Origin of the sequence: Paenibacillus sp. BJ-4 (assembly GCF_020404765.1) — a bacterium.
GTDB lineage: Bacteria > Bacillota > Bacilli > Paenibacillales > Paenibacillaceae > Paenibacillus.
The window spans coordinates 96,272-114,812 of record NZ_JAIVEM010000052.1 but is presented as its reverse complement, the minus strand read 5'-3'; the positions used below and the strand labels follow the sequence as shown (position 1 = coordinate 114,812).

At 43.3% G+C, this 18,541-nt stretch carries 16 protein-coding genes and 1 pseudogene; 5 read left to right on the top strand and 12 right to left on the bottom strand.

The genetic code is table 11. The annotated features are described in order from the left end of the window. Positions 1 to 14: 14 nt before the first annotated feature. The 7 genes and pseudogenes from LCF57_RS10415 to LCF57_RS10385 all read right to left on the bottom strand — a co-directional run. Positions 15 to 788: pseudogene (locus tag LCF57_RS10415) on the bottom strand (2,4-dienoyl-CoA reductase); the annotation flags it as partial. 383 nt (positions 789 to 1,171) lie between these two features. Beyond that, complete coding sequence (gene aguB, locus LCF57_RS10410; protein ID WP_226000624.1) at positions 1,172 to 2,047, bottom strand: N-carbamoylputrescine amidase; 876 nt, start codon at positions 2,045 to 2,047, stop codon at positions 1,172 to 1,174. Positions 2,048 to 2,082: 35 nt separating this feature from the next. Continuing rightward, entirely contained in the window at positions 2,083 to 3,114 is a 1,032-nt protein-coding gene (locus LCF57_RS10405) for an agmatine/peptidylarginine deiminase (protein WP_226000640.1), read from the bottom strand. Positions 3,115 to 3,281: 167 nt separating this feature from the next. Further along, positions 3,282 to 3,833, bottom strand: coding sequence for a phosphodiesterase (gene yfcE, locus LCF57_RS10400; RefSeq protein WP_226000623.1), 552 nt, complete (start codon positions 3,831 to 3,833; stop codon positions 3,282 to 3,284). A 422-nt stretch (positions 3,834 to 4,255) separates the two neighbouring features. Continuing rightward, positions 4,256 to 4,636: a VOC family protein gene (locus tag LCF57_RS10395; RefSeq protein WP_025718240.1), complete on the bottom strand. Its 381-nt coding sequence runs from the start codon at positions 4,634 to 4,636 to the stop codon at positions 4,256 to 4,258. 367 nt (positions 4,637 to 5,003) lie between these two features. Then, the gene (locus LCF57_RS10390) at positions 5,004 to 6,419 is read right to left on the bottom strand and encodes a glycoside hydrolase family 1 protein (RefSeq protein WP_226000622.1); all 1,416 of its coding nucleotides are present in this window, start codon (positions 6,417 to 6,419) and stop codon (positions 5,004 to 5,006) included. Positions 6,420 to 6,638: 219 nt separating this feature from the next. Further along, positions 6,639 to 7,547, bottom strand: coding sequence for an ROK family protein (locus LCF57_RS10385; protein ID WP_226000621.1), 909 nt, complete (start codon positions 7,545 to 7,547; stop codon positions 6,639 to 6,641). 409 nt (positions 7,548 to 7,956) lie between these two features. Here LCF57_RS10385 and LCF57_RS10380 point away from each other — a divergent pair, with 409 nt between their 5' ends. From LCF57_RS10380 to LCF57_RS10370, 3 genes are all read left to right on the top strand, one after another. Further along, positions 7,957 to 8,292 carry a ribosomal protein L7/L12 gene (locus tag LCF57_RS10380; protein WP_226000620.1) on the top strand — a complete coding sequence of 112 codons (336 nt, stop codon included), beginning with the start codon at positions 7,957 to 7,959 and terminating at the stop codon, positions 8,290 to 8,292. Positions 8,293 to 8,335: 43 nt separating this feature from the next. Next, complete coding sequence (gene ybaK / locus LCF57_RS10375) at positions 8,336 to 8,815, top strand: Cys-tRNA(Pro) deacylase (RefSeq protein ID WP_226000619.1); 480 nt, start codon at positions 8,336 to 8,338, stop codon at positions 8,813 to 8,815. A gap of 78 nt (positions 8,816 to 8,893) precedes the next feature. Continuing rightward, a complete protein-coding gene (locus LCF57_RS10370) occupies positions 8,894 to 10,087 on the top strand; it encodes an oxalate decarboxylase family bicupin (protein ID WP_226000618.1) in 1,194 nt (397 codons plus the stop codon). 123 nt (positions 10,088 to 10,210) lie between these two features. Here LCF57_RS10370 and LCF57_RS10365 read toward each other — a convergent pair whose 3' ends face one another. Continuing rightward, a complete protein-coding gene (locus LCF57_RS10365; RefSeq protein ID WP_226000617.1) occupies positions 10,211 to 10,384 on the bottom strand; it encodes a hypothetical protein in 174 nt (57 codons plus the stop codon). A 464-nt stretch (positions 10,385 to 10,848) separates the two neighbouring features. Here LCF57_RS10365 and LCF57_RS10360 point away from each other — a divergent pair, with 464 nt between their 5' ends. Continuing rightward, a complete protein-coding gene (locus LCF57_RS10360) occupies positions 10,849 to 12,441 on the top strand; it encodes a hypothetical protein (protein WP_226000616.1) in 1,593 nt (530 codons plus the stop codon). A gap of 434 nt (positions 12,442 to 12,875) precedes the next feature. On the opposite strand, the gene LCF57_RS10355 is transcribed toward LCF57_RS10360, so the two are convergent. Beyond that, positions 12,876 to 13,595 (bottom strand): YebC/PmpR family DNA-binding transcriptional regulator, encoded by a 720-nt coding sequence (locus LCF57_RS10355; RefSeq protein ID WP_013310214.1) that lies wholly within the window; start codon positions 13,593 to 13,595, stop codon positions 12,876 to 12,878. A 218-nt stretch (positions 13,596 to 13,813) separates the two neighbouring features. Between LCF57_RS10355 and LCF57_RS10350 the strand changes: the two genes are divergently transcribed. Further along, complete coding sequence (locus LCF57_RS10350; RefSeq protein ID WP_226000639.1) at positions 13,814 to 14,578, top strand: spermidine synthase; 765 nt, start codon at positions 13,814 to 13,816, stop codon at positions 14,576 to 14,578. Here the strand turns inward: LCF57_RS10350 and LCF57_RS10345 are convergent. The 3 genes from LCF57_RS10345 to LCF57_RS10335 form a co-directional block, all read right to left on the bottom strand. Continuing rightward, positions 14,551 to 16,272, bottom strand: coding sequence for a proline--tRNA ligase (locus LCF57_RS10345; RefSeq protein WP_226000615.1), 1,722 nt, complete (start codon positions 16,270 to 16,272; stop codon positions 14,551 to 14,553). The two genes, LCF57_RS10350 and LCF57_RS10345, sit on opposite strands and share 28 nt — an antisense overlap. A gap of 349 nt (positions 16,273 to 16,621) precedes the next feature. Beyond that, positions 16,622 to 17,302 (bottom strand): adenylate kinase, encoded by a 681-nt coding sequence (locus tag LCF57_RS10340; protein ID WP_226000614.1) that lies wholly within the window; start codon positions 17,300 to 17,302, stop codon positions 16,622 to 16,624. A 64-nt stretch (positions 17,303 to 17,366) separates the two neighbouring features. Then, positions 17,367 to 18,410, bottom strand: coding sequence for a carbohydrate kinase family protein (locus LCF57_RS10335; protein WP_318840654.1), 1,044 nt, complete (start codon positions 18,408 to 18,410; stop codon positions 17,367 to 17,369). Between the last annotated feature and the right edge of the window lie 131 nt (positions 18,411 to 18,541).

Sequence of the window (18,541 nt, the reverse complement as noted above, 5' to 3'; positions counted from 1 at the left end):
ACAATGCTGTCTCTTCAACCTTGTAAACGAATGAATTGCCATGAATTTTTGAATTCGTCTACCCTTTGAATGGTTTTTAGAATATTACGGCCTTCATGGGTGCCATCTATGATACGACGAGCTTGTTTGCTATCCCCGATATTAACAACTTCCACTTGATGATCTTTACCATATTCGAGCAAGCTATCCATAAGCGGACTGTATGAACGCATACCCAAGCATACGAATCCAAGATCAAAATGAATCTCGAACTCCTGTTATTCATGCTTTATTTTGAAGTGGTCGCTGCACACTTCTGTTAAAGCCGTTTCCGTATGGACATTCACTTCCCGCTCCTCTACCATTTTCATCATGGAAATTCGGGTGATCATATCCAGGTCTTTGCCCAGTGACGGCATCATCGCTCAACTCTGGTTTTTCCTCAAAGAGGGTTCCTGTGCAGCCTACATGCATTTTCTAAGGAAATGTTCATAGCCGTTTTGCACTTTAAGCACCCAGTTCGGTTCTGCCATCAAGCCTCTACCCATTGCCAGAAGATCAGCGTCACCTCTCTCCAAAATATCCTGCGCAGCCTGCGGGCTCCGAATATTACCAGAGGTCATCGTGACCTTCCCGAACTTTTCCTTCACCGCTTTGGCCATATAAGAACGCCAACCATCCGGCAGGTTCATTCCGTCAATCTGGAACTGGATAGAATCATTCAGAGCAGCAGAAACGTTCAGAATATCTACCTCATCATTAAGATACTCCAATAACTCCAGTGTATCTTCCAGTGTGTTACCACCTTCTAGCAGCAAAGTTAGTTCCCATTGGGGGCATTACAATCCAGTTTTTCAACGTCATACGCCGTATTGTCAGAGTTTCAAAGATAACAGGATAGTGGTTCATAGTTCTTCCTCCTTACGAGTTTGCAAGTTTCAATTTCAAGTATTCATTAAAGGATTCTTGTATGTGATTTTTTTCACTTTAAAGAATATCGAGGTTTCGTTGAGTACGATCATTCCTTTTGACTTGATTTTATATCATACAATCCATAAATTCTAAGGCTATTTTATGTATTAAATTATAGTTTAAATCATTAGATTAAATGGAGTCTGACATAAAAAAGGAACAAACCTGTGAGGAATGTTCCTTTTATGTGAACAAAGATTATACTTCTATTTCTATTCCACTACAACTTCAATTCACCATCATAGGTAGCAATCATTTTGTATAGCTCCGGGCGACGGTCGCGGAAAATGCCCCATTCAATCCGTCCCACCTCCAACTCGTCCAGGTCGAATTCGGCGGTAAGCACTTCCTCATCGGTGCGACCAGCCTCTGCAATCTTGTTACCTTGAGGCCCGGCAATAAAGGATGAGCCGTAGAAGTTGATACTGGAATCCTCATCCGTTTCAGTTCCAATACGATTGGAGGCAATGACTGGAATCAGGTTGGAAGCAGCGTGACCCAGCATGCAGGTCTGCCAGTGATCCTTGGAGTCAATGGAAGAATCCTGCGGCTCCGAACCAATCGCTGTCGGATAAAATAAAATTTCTGCGCCCATGAGCGCCATACAACGAGCCGCCTCAGGATACCATTGATCCCAGCACACGCCTACTCCAATTTTGGCATAACGTGTATTCCATACTTTAAAACCGGTATCGCCCGGATTAAAATAAAATTTTTCCTCATACCCCGGACCGTCCGGGATGTGACTTTTGCGGTATTTACCCAACACTTCGCCATCCGCATCAATTACAGCAAGACTGTTGTAGCGAGCGTAGTTTTTCTTTTCATAAAAACTGATTGGCAGCACAACCTGCAATTCCTTGGCAATCTTCTTGAAATGATTAATCGCCTTGTTGTGCTCAAGCTCAGTTGCATATACATAATAATCAGACTTCTCCTTCTGACAGAAGTACGGAGTCTCGAACAATTCCTGCAGCAAAATAATTTGCGCGCCTTGCGCCGCCGCTTCACGCACCAGCTTTTCAGCTTTGCTAATATTTTCGTCGATATGGGTAGAGCAGCTCATTTGAGTTGCTGCCACTTTTACTTTTCTCACTTTAGTTTTAGTCCTCCTCTTAAATATCGTATAGTTTAGCCATTTACAGCAGGCATCTGCTGAGTTGTGCAGTGCACGTTTCCGCCTTCACGGATAACTGCCATACCATCTACGGTGCGGATCTTGCGATCTGGAAATACTTTTGCCAGCACCTGTTGGGCTACAAGATCGCTCTCAGCGGCAGTGCCGCCAAACACCGGCAAAATAATACCGCCGTTCACAAAGTAGAAGTTAATATAGCTCAGTGTCAATCGGCTATCTTCATAATCCACTCGCGGCGGCTGGCCGATCCGAATCACTTCCAGCTTGCGACCCTTGGCATCTGTTGCTTGCTCCAGAATGCGCAGATTTTCTTGCGTAATTTCGTAATTTTCATCCTCAGGATCATCGCATACTTGCATAATGACCTTGCCGGGAGCAGCGAAGCAAGCAATATTGTCCACATGGCCGTCCGTTTCGTCGCCACTCAGTCCACGTTTCAGCCAGATGATTTTCTCGGTACCTGTATACTCGCACACGTACCGTTCAATGTCTTCTCTGCTTAGCTCTGGATTACGGTTCGGATTTAACAAACACTCTTCTGTGGTAATAAGTGTGCCTTCACCGTCTACGTGCAAGGAGCCGCCTTCCATCACAAGCGGTGCATCAAACCGCGGAACTCCAAGCTTGTCCAAAATTTGCGGTGCAACCTGATCATCCAGATCCCATGGAGCGTATTTGCCGCCCCAAGCGTTAAACTTCCAGTTCACACCTGCCAACTGGCCATGCTCGTTGGTGAGAAATGTGGGACCGTTATCGCGCAGCCATGCATCGCTGTGCTCAATCGGCAGCAGCTCCACCCTTTCCCCGAGTTCAAGCGCCCGTACGCTCTCCAGATCAGCCGGATTTACGACCACAGTAACCGGTTCAAACTCTGCCATAGCGCGTACTATTCCGGCGTAGCCCGTGCATACATCGACATGCATATCCGGGTAGACCATAGAAGACTGTACTGGCCAGGAAATATACGTACGTTCATGCGGCGCCCATTCAGGCGGCATCTTATAATGTGAATCCTTAATTTGCATGGATTGAAGCTCTCTTTCTTTTTCATAATATGGAGCCTTATCTATAGCTGAACAACGATGTCTAATGAACAAGACGGACAGACTCCGCTCCTATCATACAATAATATGATCTTTGTCTCAATCAGAGGCGAAAATTTTTGAACGTTTTACATATATATGGACGGAAATTACTTTGAAAATGTGATGGCTTTCACCGTATTGCCATCAAAATCCTTCACGGTGAATTGCGCTCCCTCCAGCACACCGTAAGAGGATGGATAGTTTTCTTTTGGCAGCGCGATCGAACCGGGGTTCAGAACAAAGACTCCATTTTCCACGTCCGCTACTGGAATATGAGTATGTCCCTGAATGAACACATCTCCCGCTTCCAGTGGCGGTAAATTTCCGATACTAAAGCCATGTCCATGGGTCACATAGATGCGCCGCCCTTCATGGTATAACAAGGCATAATCACCCATCATCGGAAATTCAAGCAGCATTTGATCCACTTCTGCATCGCAATTCCCGCGGACAGACACCGCAATATGCGGCTTGTACTGATTCAGCAAAGCAGCTACTTCTGCTGGGTTATATCCTTCCGGCAGCTGATTGCGCGGCCCATGGTACATATAGTCTCCGAGCAGGACAAGACGGTCAGCTTTCTCCTCTCTGAACTTTTCAAGCGCCAATTGCAACCAGTGCAGCGAGCCGTGAATATCTGATATACACATCAATTTCATGATTGTTCTTTCCTTTCTGAATAGGCTGTTGTAATTTGCTGAATAATTAGAAAATATCCCTCTTAAGCCCATTATTACATTATTCCCTGAACAAATCTGTGCAAAAATGTTTCTTCCGTTGGGTAATATTCTTTTAAGACACAAAACTACAGCTCCGAATGAGCTGTAGTTTATTATTAATTCCTTCTATACTTGTGCTTATCATATTCGGTGATTTTACGGAAATCATCGCCTATAGTTACACCAGCCAGAACGCTGACATTACCACCGATCTACACATTATTGCCCACAGTGATTGGAAATACAATCTCCAATCACTCATTACGTTGTTCCACATCAAGAGGATGACCCATTGTACAGGAGTCCTAATTGTGATTTTTATTTTTCTGTCATTGCCTGTCCTCACTCCGTTTATCTAGATATTACATTGAAATTTCTATCAAATTACCCTCTGGATCTTTAATTACGCTTTCATAATAACCGTCACCTGTTAATCTTGGCTGACCCACTACTTCATATCCTGCATGCATGAGCTGCTCTGTCTTTTCATTCACCAGTTCTTTACTTCCAACGGAAAATGCCACATGAGCCCAGCCTGTAGTATTGATCTGTGGTGAATGATCTACTCCTGTTTGACGCATAACCTCTAACCTTGCTCCATCCTTAAAGGTGATAAAATAGGACTCAAATCCTTTTGTCGCATTATAATATTTATCGTTAGATTTCCCATCAAAGTATTGCTCGTAAAAGCTCTTCATTTTCTCCAAGTCTCTGACCCAGATCGCTACATGTTCAATCTTCACTATTTTCCTCCTTCTGTGGCCCTCATCCTAAAAACCTTCATTTATACTGGGCTCAACTTTTCAATGCTTTTTCAGTAGCTTTCTGCGAAATTCATGATCTACTTCTCGTGGCCTATATAGTTATTATTGATGTTTTAATAAGTCCTAATGTATCTCAATAATTTACTTTTGTCCAATCTATTTATCACCAATTATCAATAAAATGCCGCTTACGAATTATTCATGAAAGCTCTGTCGCACTTAGCTTGACAATTCGGTTGCCAATGCCCTAAAAAATTAGCGACCGCTTCCCGTAAAAGAGCAGAAGCGGTCGCTACGTATAACCTTCGTTGTATATTTAAAACTTAATCACTAGTTTATTTATAAATTAACGTTTAAGGCTTTTGCCGTTCGTGGCAATAACCTCTTTGTACCAGTGGAACGATTTTTTGCGATATCTTTCCAGTGTACCGCTGCCATCATCATGACGGTCTACATAAATGTAACCATAACGCTTTTTAAGCTGAGCAGTCGATGCGCTGACAAGGTCGATACAGCCCCAAGACGTGTAGCCCATAACCTCTACTCCGTCCTCAATCGCTTCTCCAACTTGAACCAAATGATCATTCAGGTAGTTGATGCGGTAGTCATCTTCGACGGTTTTTTCACCTTTTTCATTGGTGATAAGCTCATCAACGGCGCCCAAACCATTTTCAACGATGAATAGTGGTTTTTGGAAGCGATCATAAAACGTATTCAGTACATAACGCAGACCTTGCGGATCAATTTGCCAGCCCCACTCACTAGCCTCAAGATGCGGATTGCTAACACCGCCAAGGATGTTACCTTCACCTTTCGTTTTCTTGGCTTGGTCAGCCGTTTCACAAGTGCTCATGTAATAGCTGAACGAGATAAAATCAACGGTATGCTTCAAATCTTCAGCGTCACCTGGTTCAAAATGAATCGTGATTCCTTTTTCTTTAAAGAAACGTTTCATGTAGCCTGGGTATTGACCTCTTGCATGAATATCTGCAAAGGCCATGTTTCTGTGATCAAACTCCATTGCAGCGATCACATCGTCTGGATTAGGTGTCAGCGGATACGTAGGCATGCTCAGCACCATACAACCGATTTTGAAATCAGGGTTGATTTGATGACCGATTTTTACTGCTCTCGCACTCGCCACAAGCTCATGGTGAATGGCTTGATAAAGATCTTGCTCACTCAGCTGATCTTTTGGTGTGCTAATCCCGCCACTCATGAATGGTGCTTCAAGAATGGAGTTGATTTCATTAAAGGTCAACCAGTATTTTACTTTATTTTTGTAGCGTTTAAATACAGTCGTAGCATAGCGCTCATAAAAATCAACCAGCTTGCGGTTTACCCAACCGTCATATTCTCTGGATAGATGTAAAGGTGTTTCATAGTGAGACAATGTAACGAGAGGTTCAATACCGTATTTATGAAGCTCGTCAAACAAATCATCATAAAATTGCAGGCCCTTTTCGTTAGGCTCCAGTTCATCCCCTTTAGGAAAAATACGCGACCAAGCGATGGAAGTACGGAACACTTTAAAGCCCATTTCGGCAAAAAGTTTGATATCTTCCTTATAATTATGATAAAAATCAATACCGATCAACTTCATATTATCTTCTGTTGGCACATCCGTAATCGGTCCCCAACCACCGCGAGGAGTTACATCCTGAATGGACCAGCCTTTTCCATCCTCTTGATAAGCGCCTTCAAGCTGATTCGCAGCAACTGCTCCGCCCCACAGGAAATCTTTTGGAAACTGTGTACTCATATTTTCTCCGCCTTTGCTGATTTTTTTTTCATAAACTAGGATAGAAATACGTTACCTCTATGCTGATGTGTTATAAAGTACTTCTAATTGAATCTTAAGGTTTGTAACGCGTTTCATGTCAAGTATTTTTTAAATTCTCAGCGGCAGTGAGTATCACAGTACATGTGACCACTACACTTTCAGAGCCTATAGTGGTATGATCTCCAAATTTTCACTTCTCTATTTTCTTTTTTCCACTAATTGCAAATGGTATGTCAGACTTTCAAGGGTAACCGAAATCAACCCGTTCATGTACTCTTCATAGGTATCGTTCTTCACAAAAATCTCTGGCATATGCTCTTTGGGGATGTCCTTTAAACAGCCGTTATAAATATCGGCCAACAAAGCCGGCTTGGATAGCTCTCCGGTCAAAGCGATAGATACAGGATCCATAATCGCAATAATGGAAGTTATCGTTTTGACTGCCAGAGGAACAAACCCTTGAGTGCTATTTAGCTGTTTAAGCTGTTCTTCTCTCGTCAAATCAAAAGGTAAAAATGAAACTTCCCCGGCAAATTTGGTATTTCCCTTTAACAAATGTCCGTCAACAATAAAACCTGCTCCCGGAAAATGGTCCTTGGGAAAGTTAACAATGGCGAAGGTTTTGTCCTCATCAAAATTTTGCATGTTATAAAACCCATAAACTGTCAGATTCATATCATTTTCCATAATAACTTCCAACCCATATTTGTCTTGAAGACGCGGCCCTACAGGTACGCCTATGAGCAGGTCAATATCACAAACATCGATCACCCCTTGATGGACAACCCCTGGAATGCCAATCCCAATGGCTTTGACATTGCCATAGTTATGAATCAGTTCTCCAATTTGGGTTTCTATTACCTCGTAATCAATATAAGGCACAATTGAGGTCTTTTCTGCAATGATCTCACCCAGTAAATTGGCAACAGCGTAAGTGAGGGAAAGTACTCCGCCTTCCGTTTTTACGTTTAAACAGATGATATAGGAATAATCGGCGTTATATTTGTACCGTCTTGCCGGACGTCCACCGTTGGATTCTTCCAATTCCATCTCTAATACTTCTCCCGTTTGAAGCAGCTCTTTCAAAATATTCCCGCAGGTTGCCACACTAAGTCCTGTAATGCTGGCTATGGACGATTTGGTAGCATATTCCTTGGATTTTAGTGTGTTTTTAACTAACTCTACATTTATTTGTTTGACCCGAATGGTATTATTGGAGACTGGCTGGATTGGAATACACTCCTTTTCAAGGATTTATTAAAACGGTTATAATAAGCTGTAATATAGCTTTTGGTTTACAAAAAGTCAATTTGCAGCCTTATTGGATTAGAAAACGGAGCACCCTCGATATAAATTCGTGGATACATCGCTTGAAAAAAATAGACCGTTATAAGGTGACACATATAGAGATGTGTATCCCCCTATTCCCTTAAAGCATTGTGCTATACTATTCATAAGGAACTGATTTTTAGTGTGCCATTTCTGAAGACAATCAAGTGAAATAGGGGGAATTCCAATGTCAACTATAGAATACATTGCCATGATCGCATTGATCCTCTCCGTCATACTGTTGATCAAGGTCTACAGCCTTCAATCTCGGCTTAATGACTTGAAATCCGATGTGGAGCGTCTTGAGAATCGTTCAGGAATACCGGGAACATTGCTGTCAGACTCATTCCCTACCGTTGCCCCACATCTCCAACATACAGGAGCTTCAGATGATATCAATGAAAGACTGATTATGCTGATTAGAGAAGGAAAAAAGATTCAAGCGATAAAAGAGTTGCGAACAGCCAGGGATCTCTCTTTAAAAGAAGCAAAAGACTACGTGGATTCCTTGGAACGACTCTAGTTGCAGCGATTACCTCGCATGAGTTAGGAAAGGAAGAAATAAGATGAGTACTAGCAAAACAAACGCTATGCGCATACTGGATGGGCAGCACATAAGCTACAATATTTTGAGTTATGATCACCAAGATGGCAAAATAGACGGTATGAACGTAGCCGAAAAGATCAAAAGAGCGCCGGAAGCGGTTTTTAAAACGTTGGTTGCACACAGCAAACAAAATTTGTTTGTTTTTGTAATTCCTGTACATAAAGAGCTTGATCTTAAAAAGGCCGCCAAATCCGCGGGAGAGAAGAAAATCGAGATGCTCCCAGTCAAAGATCTGCAAAAGCATACAGGATATATTCGCGGCGGCTGCTCGCCGATCGGAATGAAAAAGCTCTATCCTACTTTTATCGACCAGCCCGCATTGGAACTGGAAGCCATTGTTGTAAGCGCCGGGAAAATCGGAATCCAACTGGAGTTGAATCCACGGGATTTGACTCAAATTATTCAGGCTCAGTTTGCAGATCTGACCCATACAGCATAAAACTCACCGTTTGCTCATAAAATCTTTATGCGTATTTTCTCTTATCCTTAGCTTCAACCTAGAGAGGAAGATCAAATCATGCATAATGATTGCTCGAAAAATGGCGGAGTTCCACAGCCCATTAGAAGTGATGGCGCTGGGGGCATCGACAAGGGCCCCCGTGATGTGATGAGGGATTTGCAAAATCCCGATTTCCTGGTTCCACCCGTAACGGATAATGGACTCATTCTTAACATGAGATTTTCTTTTTCAGACGCCCATATGCAGCTCAATCATGGTGGATGGTCCAGAGAAGTAACTGTCAGGGAATTACCCATTGCCACAACCCTTGCCGGGGTGAATATGAGCTTGACCCCTGGAGGTGTCCGCGAGCTTCACTGGCATCAGCAAGCGGAATGGTCCTATATGCTGCTGGGAAGTGCCCGTATTACGGCAGTCGACCAAGATGGGCGTAATTTTATTGCTGATGTGGGCCCAGGCGATCTTTGGTACTTCCCACCCGGCATTCCACACTCTATACAAGGTCTTGAAGACGGCTGCGAATTTTTGCTGGTCTTTGATGATGGTAGCTTCTCGGATTTAAACACCCTATCCATCTCCGATTGGTTCGCCCATACCCCCAAAGATGTACTGTCTGCCAATTTTGGTGTTCCAGAAGCTGATTTTGCATCGATTCCTCAAGACCAAGTATACATCTATCAGGATGCCGTTCCCGGTTCTCTTCAAAGCCAAGCGGTTTCCTCTCCCTATGGTACGATACCTCAATCCTTTAAGCATAAATTACTTGCTCAGCCGCCGATTAAAACACCAGGGGGAAGCGTACGAATCGTCGACTCCTCCAATTTTCCAATATCCAAAACCATCGCAGCTGCTCTTGTTGAGATTGAGCCAGGAGCCATGCGGGAAATGCACTGGCATCCCAATAATGACGAATGGCAATACTATCTTGCCGGGCAAGGACGGATGACTGTCTTTGGCGGTAATGGTGCAGCCCGTACATTTGATTTCAGAGCCGGGGATGTTGGATATGTGCCTTTTGCTTACGGCCACTACATTCAAAATACAGGCACCAGCACACTTTGGTTTCTTGAAATGTTTAAAAGTGATCGTTTTGCAGATGTTTCCTTAAATCAATGGATGGCTCTTACACCGACAGAACTAATTCAGAGTAATTTACATGTTGGCACCGATATGACCTCTCAATTGCGCAAGGACAAATGGCCTGTCGTCAAATATCCGGGTTATTCTTTTTACCCAAAGGGTGAACACTGAAGAATCCGCTGAACGTGTGTCTTGTCCGTGCTCTCATTAAAAAATTACGTTGTAAACAAAGATATAGGCATCCCACTTTAGCCGGTAGCCTATATCTTTTGTAGTATTATCACCGGGGTAGACTCAATCCCCCCCTTCTGACATTTGAACATCCATCAACACCTCATGTGGATGGATACGCTTTGTCAGTTCGACAGCTTCTCGACCGCCTAATGCTTCACCCGTCACTTCCGTATCTATCTGAGCATTAATCAATAAATCGTTAGCCTCGCCGGACCAAATGCTGATCGTCCACAAGGATTACTCAAATCAATGGGCCTGTCATTCCTCATAAGTTTCTAAAATCTAAAATTATTATCAGCTAAAAACATAGAAGAAAACGTACCCGGGAACTAACTGAAATAATCCAGGTAGATTGCAGATTGACTCTAATACAATATTTTCACAATATAATATTGTAAATTATTGAAATTAATAAACAACTACCTTATAATTACAAAAAACAATCTCTTCTAACAATTATAATCAGCAAGTCCCAGCCAAATTTGTGTTTAGGTTTCTCTTTCCCTCACATTGTTAAATTCATACTATTTTCTCGTTATTATTCTATTATTGGGGATTGGCTGTAATTATGTTTAAAAATGAGATTTTAACAAGCTCACTACAGGAGCGCAAACAGATCGTAATCGATGATGTAGCAGCATTGGGCTATCCCTTACCATGAGTACGATCAGGGGCGAAAAGTCGGTGGTTATGCGGCTATGGCACAATTTTCAAAAGGAGATATCAGCACTGGACTTGCCTACGTCAACATTCATTTGGATCGGAACAAAGACATGTTCTGGGGAATTAACGTAATGGAAGCTTATATGAAGTTTAAAAAGTTTTACACACCTGAATTAAAGGATAAAGTAAAAGCAAAAATGCTCAGTTTTAACATTTTGAATGCCGATGGGACGGCTCTATCGGGAAATACAGAAAATCAACGGCTCATGTACGCAGCAGTCGGGGTTGTCGGAGCGGAAGAATGGCCAGATTATCCGGTGAATTATGCTACCATCGCCAGAAGCTATCTGCTGTCCGAACTTCCCACAATTACAAAACAGGGGTACTTTGAATACGACTCTCCAACATATTTTATCCATCATGTAGGACCGCTATTGTTCATTACCGAACACTTGAAAGATGCGACATTGAGGAATATGGCCAAACTGACGTTGGAGTGGTATTTTGCCAGTATCGTAGGAGAGTGGCTGCATGGGTACTGGGTGACCAGTCAGGCCAGAACATATAATGCGCAGCAAGAGCCGGGATATACACTTGATGAGAGTGCAGTACTGCTGTGGATGTTGTTTGGAGACAGTCGTAAGCCGATATATCTCGGCAATGAAACCAATCTGAAATTTACCACGATTCCATTTACGGTTGCGGACTACGAGTTACCAGACATTTTCAAGCGTATAGCAACAGCCCGTTCTACAACTTACACACATAAGGAACGGATGTCTAGAAACAGCAACAAACCGTATAAGACAAGCTACATCACCCCGGATTATGCCGTATTCAGTCAAAAGGACAATCGGCTCGCACAAAACCAGCTGCACCGTTGGGGTATCAAATGGGTGGGGGATACATACAGTGACGAACCAAATACGTTCTTCATGAAACAACACTTCAGTGAGCCGATTAACTTGAATCCGTCCAACTCGGAATATTGGATTGGCGGAACGAATATGGAGGAAGTGCTTCAGGACGACGGTGTACTCATTACAGTATACAATATCACAAATTCAAATACATGGATCGACGGCCCTGTTTCATATAACGGAATTAAGGCAACGATCGAACAGGACCCATTCAACAGGAACGGCTGGGTATTCTTTCACACAGGTAAAATGCTGATGGCTGTCAGGACGGCAGAACCTTACGATTGGCCTTATGACACGGAATCGTGGAAATATGGAGGTTATCAGAGAGCGTTGCGGAGTGACGGGGCAAAAAATGCAGTCATTGTTGAAACAGCACCTCTTATGGACTATGCAGGAGGTTCTTGCATTAGAGAGCTTGACTGCTTTGCTGAGGCTGTACTGACGAAAACCATAGTGGATTTCAGCAGTGTTAACGATACTAATCCCCGGGTCTATTACAAAGGATTAACAGGTAAAGAGATGGAAATCGTGTATGCCACCTCACGTAAAATTCAGGGTGTAGAAGTCAATTATGCTAATTGGCCTCTGCTGGATGATCCGTGGATGCATCAGAATTATAATGGAGATAAACTCGATTTGGTTCATGATAGAGAGAGACGGACCTATGATTTCAATAACTGGAAGGTAACATCAAGCATTATGTAAGTGTCATCAGACAACGAGATATGCTGGATAGCCTGGCCTGTCTCTTTTCAATCATCTTACCGACTTCACTGTAGGTTATCGACTGAGGCCCTGTAATTACATGAGCCGTATTATGGGGTTTTACGTCTATAAGGACTCTTACGCCTCTTATCCGTCAAAACTCTGACAGATTCATTAAAAATCGTTGTTATTGCATCCTTAATGCTCCCAGGTTGACTGAGAAGATGGACTACAGCTTCGGTTTCGTCACGTATATAAAGCTGAATAGCCGAAAAAAACAATATCAAATTCTTTAGCTCTTCCCAAACCTCATGTTCACCTCCCTGCCTATGACTTTATGTAGTATTAATTCACAAAAAAACCATCGTACCGAAATACGATGGTTTAGGGATGTTTATTTTATCAAAACGCTCAGATGTAATGATGCAATCCGATTATTCCTCAGAATCTACGTTGTGGTATACCTGTTGAACATCCTCCAAATCTTCTAATGCATCAATCAATTTATCAAATTGCACCTGTGCATCCTCTGGAAGTGAGATGTCATTTTGGGCAAGCATGGTAAGCTCGGCTACCGTAAACTCAGTCACTCCTGCCTGCTTGAAAGCTTCTTGTACAGCATGGAATTGGTCAGGCTCTGCATATACGATAACGGCTTCATCTTCCTCGATGATGTCACGTACCTCTACGTCTGCCTCCATCAGCAGTTCCAGCACTTCATCTGCGGTTTTACCTACCAAACCAATAACTGCTGTTGAGTCAAACATGTAGGCTACTGATCCACTTACACCTAGGCTGCCGCCATTTTTAGTAAAAGCAGAGCGCACATCCGATGCTGTACGATTTACGTTATTAGTCAGTGCATCTACAATAACCATAGAACCGTTAGGCCCGAAGCCCTCATAACGAAGCTCTACGTAGTTTTCATCGCCGGCACCTTTTGCTTTTTCAATAGCGCGGTCAATGATCGCTTTCGGTACATTGTACGTTTTTGCACGTTCCAGTACAACTCTTAGCACCCGATTAGATTCAGGATCGGGCTCACCCTGTTTGGCTGCTACATAAATTTCTACACCGAATTTAGCATATATACGACTCGTATTAGCATCCTTGGATGCCTTCTTTTCTTTAATGTTATTCCACTTACGTCCCATAATATCCCGCTCTCTTCCTGTATGAATATACACAACGAACTTCATTATATCCTTATATATTATATATCCTAAAGGACACATGGACAAGTTCAAACGACTTCGTTATGGAAAATTAAACAAATCCACCTAATTTGGGCTCATTGACACCAGGGGCATTTGCTTGGCTGAATCTATGGACAGCAGGCTCATAAATGTCTAATATGGTGGTGAAGTATGACTTGAAGGAGATTAATCACTTGGATGTATTGTATAGCAAACGCAGTAATAACCATGAAATTATGGTGTACGACACCCTGGAACTATACGGTGAAAAGGGCTCATTCCGTGTGATGCAATTTTCAAATGCGGCTGTCCAAGGTGCGTTAGATTTGAATGATCCGCAACGTATCCTGTTCGAATACCCGAGGGCTATCATCCATCTGATGGAGCTGAACGACCCTTCATTCGAGGACGTATTTGTCATCGGACATGGAATCGGAACGATTGCGGGCCATTTTAGAGAAAAACACTTTAAGATTGCAGAGCTGGATGCCCTGGTCGTGAAGTTAAGCCGAACCTTCTTTGGATACGATAAAGACAATGTGACGATTGGGGATGGACGTCGCATCTTGGAGCAAGAAGCATCGGATGCTTATGACTATATTATTTTGGATGCCTTCACTGAGCAGGGTACGCCATTGCATTTAGTATCCAGAGAATTTTTTAAGCTGGTCAAAGAAAAGCTGGATGACGAGGGCTCTATTATCATGAACTTAATGGGTAAAAGTGAACACGATCACGTGATAAATGCTATTCATACGACATTGCGTGAGGAATTCGCTTATGTTACTGCTTTTTCGCTACCCTCGGAAGGCGCTGCTGATATTCAAAATATCATCATCATAGGCCGGCACAAACCGATCCGTTTTCAGACACGTCAAATGGCCGGCTTTTATGAGATTACACTTGGGGAAGGTCATATTTTACGAGACGCTAATGCTTGAATGTCCAAAATTCGCTTGCTTGTTTCTTTGACATGAATCGTCTCCTTGTTGCTGGCTCCTCGCTCTACCCACTCTATTTTTCCATGCTCAGCATCTTTACCAACGACGATCCTCACCGGAATACCTATCAAATCTGAATCTTTAAATTTAACTCCCGGGCGTTCCTCCCGATCATCCAGCAGCACCTCTACGCCTTGATTCTGCAGCTGGTTATATAATTCCTCGGCAATCTGCATTTGCAGGTTGTCTTTCACAGAAACCGGAATGATATGAACTTGAAAAGGAGCCAGCGTTGAAGGCCATATGATCCCGTTTTGATCATGATTTTGCTCGACTATAGCTGACAGAATGCGGGAAATACCGATACCGTAGCATCCCATAATCATCGTCTGCTTCGCTCCTGATGCATTCAAAAAATTCGCTCCCAGCTTCTCGCTGTAAAGGGTACCGATTTTAAACACATGTCCAATCTCAATACCACGATAAAGCTTCAACTCCCCTTCGTCACAGCGAGGGCATCTGTCCCCTTCTGTGACATTACGCAAATCCGCTACATGACGAAGCTCTATGTCACGTCCTGGATTCACATGGCGATAATGGTAATCCAGCTCGTTCGCGCCGGCGATGCCATTCGACATTTGAGCAACTGCGTAATCCACCCATACAGGAATCTTCAATCCAAATGGGCCTATATACCCGGAGGGGGTTCCGGTTACCATTGATACGATATCTGCACTTGCTATTTCGAATTTTTCACTACCTAAAATATGTTGAACTTTTACTTCGTTGACCTCATGATCTCCTCTAACTACTATAGCCATGGGTTGATCATCAGCCATATAAATCAGTGTTTTGATGATGTCTTTTGCCTCTATATGAAGCGCTTCAATCAGTTGATCTATCGTGCGTAGACCTGGAGTATGAAATTTCTCCATTGGATCTGTGCTGAGAGAAGAAGAATAGCTGACATATTCTTGTGACTCGGCTTTTTCAAGATTGGCAGCATATTCACAGCAGTTACATGCCGCTATCGTATCCTCTCCTATGTCAGCCAGCGCCATAAATTCATGAGTTCCGCCTTCACCACCAATAGCGCCTGCATCTGCCTCTACTGGGCGAAAGTTTAGACCGCAGCGTGTGAAAATACGATGATATGCCTCGAACATGGCCCAGTAGGTTTGGTCTAATCCCTCCCAATCGGCAGCAAAAGAATAGGCATCCTTCATCAAAAATTCTCTGCAGCGAAGTAATCCAAAACGGGGACGTCGTTCGTCCCGAAACTTGGTTTGAATTTGGTATAACGTTACAGGTAGTTTTCGATAGGAATTCACCTCATTCCGCACTAACGATGTAATCACTTCTTCATGTGTAGGACCCAAAGCAAATTCCCGATCATGCCGGTCTTGAATACGCATCAGTTCGGGTCCGTACACGTTATATCTCCCCGATTCTTGCCACAGCTCTGTTGGCTGTAATGCAGGCATTAGCAGCTCCCCAGCCCCTGCCCGATCCATTTCTTCCCGCACGATTTGTTCCACTTTTCTAAGTACACGTCTGCCGAGCGGCATGTAGATATAGATACCGGCCGCCAATTGACGGATAAACCCTGCACGTAGCAAAAGCTGATGGCTGATTACCTCGGCTTCTGCGGGCGCTTCACGTAAGGTTGTCAGTAATAGTCGACTTTGGCGCATGTGTAGCTGCCTCCTTGTATTCACGATTAAATATACGCAAAAAAGACACATCCGTCAGGGACGAATGTGTCGTGGTACCACCCTTAATTTGACCGTACCTCGTACCTAACGTGGGCATGAGCGGTCCTTCATCAGATAACGGCGTCTAACCGGTAACGGTTTATCATATACTCCGCTACAGCTCGCAAGGCAGGGAAACGTTCATTCGCGGCGAGAAACCTTTCAGCCCATGAGTTTCTTCTCTGTACAGCGAGTATTGAACCTTTGATCCTTGGTCTACACTATTCCTATATATTACAATTTTCACCACTTTACATGAAACGTAAGTTCTAGTCAAGGAGATAATTTTCTATCTGGAGTTCATCCAGAGACATGAACGATACTTTGATTTCAAAATAATCAAACTTCGTTGGTTTTCATATTGCATAATAATCGGCCAAATTTTAGGACGTATACGCCTGCGAAATCCCACAACAAAGCGGACAAACCGAGGTGAAATGTCCCAAATACGAACCGCTTTCTGCTCTATTTCTTTCGGCAGTTCTTTGGAGAAAAGAAAACGGTTAAGCGATCGTGTAATAACCCCTGTTATCGCCTCGATCGTACTGACATCCATCACAATGATCGTGTCAGAGCGCTGGAGCCGCTCAGTAAAATAATAGTCATGATAATTCCCTTCGATGATCCATTCTTCCTTTTCGAGCACTTCGTCCAGCTGCTTAAAAAATTGTTTGTCCGTGCTTCGCCTCCACTCCGGCCCCCAATACAAATCATCCAGAGAGATGTACGGCAAATGAGTCCACTTGGAAAGACGTTTGGCCAAAAAGGTTTTGCCGCTTCCCGGCGAACCGATTACGATAATACGTTTGGCGTGCTGCACAGCCAGAATTTCGTCATCTAGCCTCCGATGTAAGCGCAGCATTGAGTAGATCAACCGATAAAGCAAACCTACCGCGAAAGAACCTCCCTTTAAAAACAAATACATGAGGAATAGCGGTAGAAAAACGATGGCGTATCTCAGATGGTTCATCAAGCGACCTGCTCCTTTTATAGTTTCAGCAACAAAATGTGGGTAAGATTCTCTTCTTTTTTATTTATGTATCTTTCTCCTTAAAATACATACCTTTAAAAAACACAAAATTTTGCGAATGTGTGCCGTACAGCTCCTTGAACATGGAATGAAGTTTATTTAGAGAAATGGTCTCTGAAACCGTTCGATCCGTTTGAATGGTTAAGGCGACACAGCTGATTCCGAATTGGCATACTTGCTCCATTGGGTATCCTTGGATAATTCCATATATCATTCCGGCAATAAAAGCATCATCTGCACCCGTGACGTCAATAACTTCCTGAACGTGTTGTATAGAAATTTGTCCATGGGCTCCATCCTGAGAGGCAAATAGGACACTGTCAGCTCCCCGGATCAGAATTACATTTTGAACCCCGAGTTGATGAAAAATTCGGGTTGCGTCCAGTAGTTGTTGATCATCTGTAAGTTGTATTCCCAAATAGGATTCAGCCTCCATCTGGTTACATACCAGCCAGCCCACCCCGTTCAAATTTCGAGGAAGTCTTCTCATTTTGAAGGCTGACACGGAAGAAACAACAAGCGGAATCCGATGTTCATGGCATAGCAGTATGGTTGAGGCAATTACGTTCATAGAGAAATTAGTATCCAATAGCACCAGTTGAGATGAGGTGATTAAGGGGATATTCTCAAGGATAGCTGAAGGACGAATCTGATCATAAATCTCCATTTCTGCTGTCGCTACAATCAGCTCACCACACTCGTCCAGTAAAGCAGTGTAAACCCCGGTTGACGGTTCTCCCTTGACCTGCAGCGGAATCACATTCATGTAAAGTCTAGATTGCTCGACTATAAATTCACCTTCGGCATCATCGCCAACTGCGGTCAACAAGCTGACCTGCTGGCTTAGCCTCCCCAAATTTTCGGCTACATTACGAGCCACTCCACCGCAGGATTGCTGCCTGGTGCTGCTCGGGTTGGAGGTGTGAAGCTGAAATGTATCTTTAATCATAATTTTACGGTCTAGATTTGCTCCCCCGATACATAGGATTTGTTGTCTAGAGGGCCAAGGCTCGTCCAGTTCATTTTTGCGGCTCAGTTTTAACATCATTTGACCCCTTTCGCGAGTCTGTTCACGCTGGATAATTTAAAATTCTATGGCAATAGGTACTTTATAAAATTAACATGTTCCAAATGTCAAATTCCCAAGAACCATGTCGAATCCGTTAAAATTCCTGAAAA